Origin of the sequence: Arenibacter nanhaiticus (assembly GCF_900141935.1) — a bacterium.
Classification (GTDB): Bacteria; Bacteroidota; Bacteroidia; order Flavobacteriales; family Flavobacteriaceae; genus Arenibacter; species Arenibacter nanhaiticus.
The window spans coordinates 1-1704 of the sequence record NZ_FQYX01000075.1 but is presented as its reverse complement, the minus strand read 5'-3'; the positions used below and the strand labels follow the sequence as shown (position 1 = coordinate 1704).

The 1704-nt window shown below is 38.3% G+C and carries 1 protein-coding gene and 1 pseudogene; one reads left to right on the top strand and one right to left on the bottom strand.

Annotation, left to right across the window (positions count from 1 at the left end):
- Positions 1–295 precede the first annotated feature (295 nt).
- Positions 296–1171: an alpha/beta fold hydrolase gene (locus BUA16_RS18120; RefSeq protein ID WP_072766110.1), complete on the top strand. Its 876-nt coding sequence runs from the start codon at positions 296–298 to the stop codon at positions 1169–1171.
- 284 nt (positions 1172–1455) lie between these two features.
- Here BUA16_RS18120 and BUA16_RS19295 read toward each other — a convergent pair.
- A pseudogene (locus BUA16_RS19295) lies at positions 1456–1704 on the bottom strand (IS91 family transposase); the annotation flags it as partial.

Sequence of the window (1704 nt, the reverse complement as noted above, 5' to 3'; positions counted from 1 at the left end):
AAGGCGTTACCCCTGCCCATAAGGGACTTGCACCCTCTAGATTAATTATCTACTTTGCAGTAGATAAAAGATGCCCATGCTGGGCACACACAATGCATAAAAAACATAGGGCGTTTGTGCTAAACCGAAAGGTCTGTAATTATTAACAAAGTCTGCTAAATATAAAATTTGGCATTTATAGCAGAAAAGATAAAAGCAAAATATTTCTATTTAGCTAAGTAATAAACCGAAACGATAGTGCTTATCACCTGCCCTACGATTTCTTATACTAAACGTTAGCTACAATTAAAACAAGATGAAAATTATACCAAAATTATTCATTTTCCTTCTTACAGGTTTATTCTCTTTAATCTCAACAGCTCAAGTTCAATTAAACTTTAATTTTGATACACCATATGGCAACAACCAAGCTGTTGGGAAATATGTTGAAATTAATGGAGCTAGGATTTATTTCGAGGAGTATGGTGAAGGAGAGCCTCTTTTACTTATTCATGGAAATGGTGGAAGTATTATTTGGATGGGTAATCAAATAGATTATTTCAAAAAAAAATACAGAGTAATTGTTGCGGATAGCCGAGGTCAAGGAAAGTCTGAATTAAAAACTGATTCATTGACGTATAAGCAAATCACAGAAGATTGGGAAGGATTGGTAAATCATTTAAAACTTGATTCCCTAAATATTATTGGCTGGAGTGACGGTGGAATAATTGGTCTAAAAATGGGAATTAACAATAAAGTCAAGATTAAAAAAATTGTGTCTATGGCTGCAAATCTAAGACCAGATACAACAGCAGTTCATCCATACGTGGTTGATATAATCAAAAAAGAATTTGACGTGGTAAAATTAAAAATAAAAGAAAAAGACAAAACCCAAAATTGGAATTTGAAAAAACAACTTTTAGGATTAGTTGGAGAACAACCTAATATACCAATCACAGATCTTTCCAAAGTTAAAGCAAAAGTATTAATCTTGGCTGGAGATGAAGATGTAATTAAAAGCGAGCATAGTATGGAAATATATGAAAATCTAGAAAAGGCACAACTTTGTATTATGCCAGGTGAAACACATTTTACTCCTTCCTCTAATCCAGATTTATTTAACAGTATTGCGAATAGATTTTTGTCAGAACCTTTTAAAAGGCCAAAGTCTGATGCATTTATAAATAACTAATGCTAAAAAATAACTGTAGCTAATAACTAAGACTTCGTGTGGTCGGTACGGCCAAACATGAAGACCGTGTTGACTGAACCGGGTCCTGTTTTCCCTTACTATGGGGATTGCTAAGGTTTGAGGGAGTCTTTTACATATACCTTGTTGTCGGAGCTGGTCCCTTAATTTGGTGGTCACCTCTTTCGTAGCCCGTTCCGGTGCCCTTTTTGATTTCCTTGGCCCATTTTACTCTCCGGAACGGCCTTTTCCATCCCGCTATTTTAATTTTGGCCATGGGTATCCCCTTACGCTGTTTGGGGCGTTCTTCTTGGGGCGCTATTTTTCAGTCGATCGGACCATGCTTTGGGCGGGCCACGGCTGTCGAATACAGCTACGGTCACCATAATCCCGATCTGGCAGTAAGGACATCGGCGATGTTTCAAGGGAGGCCGTCCATTGGGCACGGGACCGCCCAGGACCTGTTGCAGCAAAGGAAGCAGTGCCTTCTTCCTGGAACTGCTCAGGATCCCATAATGGCGTATACGCACGAACCC

Excerpts from the sequence above, each read along its gene's own strand:
- BUA16_RS18120 (WP_072766110.1), top strand. The coding sequence starts at position 296 with ATGAAAATTATACCAAAATTATTCATTTTCCTTCTTACAGGTTTATTC.